We start from the raw sequence: 6189 nt of genomic DNA, 5'->3' as shown, positions 1-6189 counted from the left end.
GCGGCGGCCCGGCCAGGAACCGGCCCACAGCGGCTCAGCACCGAGCTTGGTCGCGATCCTCATGCGCTCCCGCACGCCGGGCCGCGCCGCGAGCCACCGGCCCAGCACGCGCTCGCTGTCGCCGCCCTGCCCGCTGGCGCTGGCCCAGAAGCTGTAGCAGTCGGCGGTGTCGATCCAGACCCCGCCGCGCTCCACGAAGCGGTCGAGCAGCGCGAAGGAGGTGGTCTCGTCGATGGCGGTGCCGAACATCATGGCGCCCAGCACGAGCGGTGAGGTGGGAGAAGTGGATGCGGCCATGAGCCCACTGTGCAACCTGGAGTTCGCTCCAGGTCAAGCTCTAAGTTCGGACCATGACGACCTACTCCCCCGCCGAGGCCGCTGCGCTCTCCGGCTTCTCGCTGGACACGCTCCGCTACTACGAGCGCGAAGGCATCCTGCCGCCGGTCGCGCGAAGCGCCGGTGGGCATCGGAAGTTCTCAGAGGCGGACCTCGGCACGCTGGGCTTTCTCAGGTGCCTGCGCGACACCGGGATGCCGATCGAGAAGCTGCGGCGGTACGGTGCGCTCTGCCGGGACGACTCCACGGTGCGGGAACGGATCGCACTGCTCGAGGAGCATGCCGCGGCTGTCAGGCACGAGATCGAAGAGCTCTTGAGACAGCAGACCCGGCTCGACGAGAAGCTCGCGTGGTACCGCGAGCAGGCGCATCCCTGAAGACAGGTCAACCAAGGCTTTTGCTCCAGAGCTGAATAGATTGCGCCTTTAGTCGCGAGACTATCTTCTAAGTAGCTGGGAAGCTAAACTAGCGGCGGATTCAGCCTGTCGACTAACGGGAGTCGCATGTACGTTCTCACCGCAGATCAGCGCGACAGCCGCGCGCACGCCGATCTGGTTCCGACCGCGCTTGCGGTCGTGAACCGGCACGGCACGACGGCGCTCACGCTCGCTCCCGAGCGCACCGCGGGCGACGAGCTGCAAGTCGCCATCGCCGATCCTGCGGCCGTCCTCTCGATCGTGCTGGAACTCACCAGGACCGAGCAGTGGAGCGTCGGCGTCGGCGTCGGCGAGGTCGAATCACCGCTTCCGGCGAGCGTCCGCGCGGCCCGAGGGGAGGCCTTCGTCAACGCGCGCGACGCCGTCGACCGCGCCAAGAAGACACCCACACGGCTCGCAATCACCGCTCCCAGCGGGGGCCCGGACGCCGAGGCGCTCCTCCGGCTGCTCATCGAGCTGCGCGACCGGCGCTCGCCCGAGGGCTGGGAGGTGTACGACCTGCTGGCGGCCGCGCACACTCAGCGCGAAGCCGCCGACCTCCTCGGCATCTCGCAGGGTGCGGTGAGCCTCCGCGCGAAGGCGGCGGGGCTCCGCGCCGAGGAGGCCGCCGTGCCCGCGCTCGAACGGGTGCTCGCCCGCCTCGACGCGAGCGAGTCCCCGGGCGGTGCTCAGGAGGTCGAGTGACGCACGGCGGCGAGGTCCCGCGCAAGCCGCCGGAGCTCGACGTCCGTCGTCGTCGGCGAGCTGATCGCCTGCTCGGCATCCTCCATCAGCTCGAGGAACGCGATCGGCATCCCGTCCACCGTGATCTCGGCATCCCACGACACGGCGCCGCCGGCGAAGTGCAGCCACGCCGTCAGCAGCTCCGCCACCGCGCGATCCTCCCCGCCGTCATGTGACGGCGTGAGGAGGGACGCGGCTTCCGCCGGAGTCCCGGCGGCATACGTCTCGTCGAATACGCCCGACACCGCCGCGACGATGCCGAGATAGGCAGCCGAGACCGGCGGGTCGGCGTGAGGCTGCCCGGCGCCTGAGAACTGGTGCATCCACCACCCCTGCCCGCGGGCGGCATCGGCGGTGCCGGTCGCGATCACGCCGGCCGAGGCATCGGTGGTTCCGCCGTCATCATCGGCGACCGTGACCGAGACGTAGCCCACGCCGGCATCCGCGAACCCGGCCGCCACCGCGTCGGATGCCTCGAACGGGAAGGTGCCGGACGGGCTCAGCGGCGGGTCGGGCAGCGAGCCGTCGTTGTACACGGTCGTCTCCGCACCGGTCGACCAGGTGAAGGCGAGGTCGTCGCTGCCCTCGTCACGCGCGACCGCGCCGGCCTCGATCTCGGCGCCCGCCTCGATGACGGAGAAGTCGCCGCCGGGGAACGACACGACACCCGGCAGCATCAGCTCGGCCTCCGGGATCACATTCCGCACCTCGAGCGGGACGCTCCCGACACCCACGCCGCCGTCGTCGTCGGTGACCGTCACCGCGACGGCATACGTGGCGTCGTCTCCGTAGACGTGGTCGACGCCCAGAGCGAGCTGCGGGATCGTCACAGCCTCGGCCGGTCCGCCGTCGCCCCAGTCGATCTCGGCCGCGAACGTGTCGGCACCCGGATCCGCGACCGTCGCGCGCAGTGTCGCCGGGGTTCCTTCGTCGGCGGGAGTCGCGACCACCGAGACCGCGGGCGGCACGTTGAGCACGGTGATCTCCTGCGTCGCAGAATCGCTCAGCGCCTCCACGCGGTCGTACACGGTCAGTGTGACGGTGCCGGTGAAGTCGTCGGTCAGCGTGAGCTCGGGCGTGGCGGTCGCGGCGAGCGAGCGCTCGGCCGGCTCCCAGCGATAGCTGAGCGGGAGTCCGTCGGGGTCGCTGCTCTCCGACGCGTCGAAGTCGATCGTGTCGCCTTCGTCGACGACGAACGGGCCGCCGCCGATGATCGCCGACGGCGGCGCGTGGTCGCATGGTGCGGCCTCGTAGTCGCCTTCGACGAGTTCCTGACCCGGGATGTCGCACACGCGCGCGACGACGCGGGATCCGTCGTCGATGAATCCGCCGGGCTCGTCCCACGTGACCGGTGCGCCCGGGGTGTCGGGCACGGCGACCTCCCAGTGGAGGTGCGAGGCGCGGTCGCCCGGCTCGCCGCCTGCCGTGCTCGCCGCGCCGATGTCGTTCTCGAGGCCGATCACCTCGCCTGCCTCGATCCAGTCCCCCTCCGCCCAGGTCGCGCTGACGGTGCCGGTGCCGAGGTGCGAGTACTTCGTGTACTCGCCGTTCGGATGCTCGATCCAGACGTAGTTGTCGTACCAGCCGCAGTTGCCTCCCCGCACGGTGGTCGACGGATCGTTGTTGCCGCACGCGTGCTCGAGCGCGTCATCCTGCGGCTGGGGCGGCACCTGCACGTCCAGTCCGTCGCCGGCGCCCGGCTCCTGCCCGTGGTGATCGACGATCGCGCGGATCCAGCCGGACGCGGCGGCGACGACCTCGCTGCCCGGGCCCGCGTTCATGTCGTACGCGACGTTGTGATCGTGGTGCCAGTTCGTGACGGTGACCTCGGTGCCGTCGCCATAGGGCAGGCGGTAGATCCCGGTCGACGTCGCCGCGGCCTCGTGATCTGCGACCGCGGGCGGAGCCCCCGTCAGAGCGGCCCCGGCGACCACTGCCGCCGCGATCCCCCGTGCGGTCGCGATCCTCCTCCGCGATGCCGGCCGACCCTTCGACTGCATCTGCATCTCTGTTCCCTCCGCGCGCACGGATCACGCGGCGGCACACGCGGCGCGAGGCCGAACGCGTCAGGACGGCTCTTCCCAGCGCCGCCACTCCCCTGGCGATACGGTACGCCGCGATCGGGCACGGCACCAGGGGCTTCGCCGGGAACGGATGCCGCACCCCGGCCGCGTCGCCGGCACATGCCAGACTGAGCGCCATGGTCTTCCCCGACGTGCTCCTGACGGCGGCGCTCTCGATCCTCCTGGTCCTCGCGCTGTGCGGGGCCCTCGCGCTCGTGATCCTCAGCCTCCGCAAGCCGGCCGACGTGCCGCTGGCGGCCGCCGGTTCGCTCGTCGTGGTGTGCCTGCTCATCGTGTCGGTGTCGCCTCTCAACGTCCCGCTGCTGGTGGGTCTCGGCATCGCGCTGCTCGGCACGGCGCTCGCGATCCTCGGTGGCAGCCCGGTCACCCGTCGCGTGCTCGAGATCGCGACCCACGGCCGGGTGGAGGAGGGCGACAACGGCGGCATCCTGCTGCGAGCTCCGTCGATCGCGGCGGGCTCGGAGGGCGCCGTGCGCGAGGTGCTGCGCGGGGGCACCACAATCGGCTACCTCGAGCGGATCGCGGTGGCGCTCGGGATCATCTCGGGTTTCCCCGAGGCGATCGCCGTGGTCGTGGCGCTCAAGGGCATCGGCCGCTTCTCCGAGCTCGCGGCGGCCGAGGCGCGCGAGCGGTTCATCATCGGCACGCTCGCGAGCCTCGTGTGGGCCTGCATCGTGGCGGCCCTGGTGCGGCTCGCGATCTGGTGACCCGCCGCAGCGGACCGCTGATGGCTAGAGGCCCAGGGCGTGCGCGGCGGCCTGCACGCGCTCGATGAGCTCGACCCGCTGCTCGGCGACGCGCACGGGCGCGGTGCCTCCGACGCCGGTGCGGCTCGCCACGGAGCCTTCGACCGAGAGCACCTCGCGCACCTCGGTGGTGAGATGCACCGACACGCTCGCGAGCTGCTCGTCGGTCACCTGGTCGAGCTCGATCCCCTGCTCCTCGCACACGCGGACCAGGTGGCCCGAGATCTCGTGGGCGTCGCGGAAGGGCACCCCGCGCTTGACGAGCCATTCGGCGACGTCCGTGGCGAGCGAGAACCCCTGCGGCGCCAGCGCCGCCATGCGGTCGGTGTCGAAGCGCATCGTCGCGACCATGCCGGCGAACGCGGGCAGCACCGTCTCGAGGGTGCGGACCGAATCGAACACCGGCTCCTTGTCCTCCTGCAGATCGCGGTTGTACGCGAGGGGCAGCGCCTTCAGCGTCGCGAGGAGCCCCGTCAGATTTCCGATCAGGCGACCGGACTTTCCGCGGGTCAGCTCGGCGATGTCGGGGTTCTTCTTCTGCGGCATGATGCTCGACCCGGTCGAGTAGCCGTCGTCGAGCCTGATGAAGCCGAACTCGCGCGTGTTCCACAGGATGATCTCTTCGGCGAACCGCGAGAGGTCGACGCCGATCATCGCGGCGATGAACGCGAACTCGGCGACCACGTCACGCGCCGCCGTGCCGTCGATGGAGTTCTCGGCAGTGCGGTCGAGACCCAGCTCGCGTGCGACGACCTGCGGATCCAGGCCCAGGGTAGACCCGGCGAGCGCTCCCCCGCCGTACGGCGAGACCGCGGCACGCGCCGACCAGTCGCGCAGGCGCTCGAGGTCGCGCACCAGCGGCCAGGCGTGGGCCTGCAGGTGGTGCGCCAGCAGCACCGGCTGCGCGTGCTGGAGGTGCGTGCGGCCCGGCATGACCGCCTCGGGATGCGCTTCGGCCTGCGCGACAAGGGCGTCCACCAGACGAAGGACTTCGCGCGCGATCGTGCGGGAGTGGTCGAGCAGGTACATCCGCACGAGCGTCGCGATCTGATCGTTGCGACTCCGGCCCGCCCGAAGCTTGCCGCCGAGCTCCGGCCCGACGACGGCGATGAGCGCCTGCTCGAGCGCTCCGTGCACGTCCTCGTCGGACGCTGTGGGCACGAGCGTGCCGTCGGCGATGGCGCGCGCCAGCACATCGAGGCCGTCGTGCATCGCACGCTCCTCGGACTCGGTGAGGTAACCCGCGAGCGCGAGCGCCTTGGCGTGCGCGTGCGAGCCCGCGATGTCGTAGCGGGCGAGATCCCAGTCGAAGTGCGTCGAGCGGCTCAGCTCCGCCAGCTCGGGCGACGGCCCGGACGCGAATCTCGCGCCCCACAGCGCGCCTTCGTTGGTTGCATCGCCCTTCGCATCGCTCACCCGAGAAGCCTACCGGGAGGCCGCTGCGGCCACGGGTCGCGCACGATCCAGCGCGGAATGCGATCGACCGCCGCCTCGAGCGGACCGCGGCCGATGAGCAGTGTCCACGCCGTGCACAGCATGATCGCCCCCACGGTCAGCGACCAGAACGGCTCGAGCGCGCGGAAACCGCTCAGGTCGCCAGGATCTCCCAGCACGACGCTCGCGACGACCGCCCACACCACCAGCTGAGCCGTGTACGCCGTGAGCGGCATCGCCCCGACCGCCCGCAGCGGCAGCACGACGAGGCGCAGGAACGTCCGGCACACCAGGAGGCAAGCTCCCAGCACGGCGAGCGCGAACCCGCCCGAGCCGATCACCTCGAGCAGACCGGTGGAGTGCGGCCGCGCGGTCCACAGGGCGCCCGAGAATGACGCCGCCTCGGCGGCCTCACCCGCGCCGGTCGCG

At 71.4% G+C, this 6189-nt stretch carries 7 protein-coding genes; 3 read left to right on the top strand and 4 right to left on the bottom strand.

Features of this window, described 5'->3' with window-relative positions; translation table 11 throughout:
- Positions 1 to 297, bottom strand: a 297-nt coding sequence (locus tag EIO58_RS11030) for an aldo/keto reductase (RefSeq protein ID WP_205789232.1), incomplete at its 3' end; no start/stop codon positions are given.
- A gap of 53 nt (positions 298 to 350) precedes the next feature.
- On the opposite strand from EIO58_RS11030, the gene EIO58_RS11025 reads away from it, so the two are divergent.
- Together EIO58_RS11025 and EIO58_RS11020 are read left to right on the top strand one after the other, a co-directional pair.
- On the top strand, positions 351 to 713 hold the full coding sequence (locus EIO58_RS11025; RefSeq protein WP_127819582.1) for a MerR family transcriptional regulator: 363 nt from the start codon (positions 351 to 353) through the stop codon (positions 711 to 713).
- Positions 714 to 839: 126 nt separating this feature from the next.
- Complete coding sequence (locus EIO58_RS11020) at positions 840 to 1457, top strand: DNA-binding protein (protein ID WP_127819581.1); 618 nt, start codon at positions 840 to 842, stop codon at positions 1455 to 1457.
- Here EIO58_RS11020 and EIO58_RS11015 read toward each other — a convergent pair.
- Positions 1442 to 3502 (bottom strand): M23 family metallopeptidase, encoded by a 2061-nt coding sequence (locus EIO58_RS11015; protein WP_127819580.1) that lies wholly within the window; start codon positions 3500 to 3502, stop codon positions 1442 to 1444. The two genes, EIO58_RS11020 and EIO58_RS11015, sit on opposite strands and share 16 nt — an antisense overlap.
- Before the next feature lie 194 nt (positions 3503 to 3696).
- Between EIO58_RS11015 and EIO58_RS11010 the strand changes: the two genes are divergently transcribed.
- Entirely contained in the window at positions 3697 to 4287 is a 591-nt protein-coding gene (locus EIO58_RS11010) for a hypothetical protein (RefSeq protein WP_127819579.1), read from the top strand.
- 24 nt (positions 4288 to 4311) lie between these two features.
- Here the strand turns inward: EIO58_RS11010 and argH are convergent, their stop codons facing one another.
- On the bottom strand, positions 4312 to 5742 hold the full coding sequence (argH, locus tag EIO58_RS11005) for an argininosuccinate lyase (protein ID WP_127819578.1): 1431 nt from the start codon (positions 5740 to 5742) through the stop codon (positions 4312 to 4314).
- Positions 5739 to 6189 (bottom strand): DUF418 domain-containing protein (locus EIO58_RS11000; RefSeq protein WP_127819577.1); only part of this gene is annotated, 451 nt, incomplete at its 5' end. The genes EIO58_RS11000 and argH, both read right to left, overlap by 4 nt.

The sequence above is a fragment of the Microbacterium sp. CPCC 204701 genome (genome assembly GCF_004010105.1).
Classification (GTDB): domain Bacteria; phylum Actinomycetota; class Actinomycetes; order Actinomycetales; family Microbacteriaceae; genus Microbacterium.
This window is presented reverse-complemented; position numbering and strand designations above follow the sequence as displayed.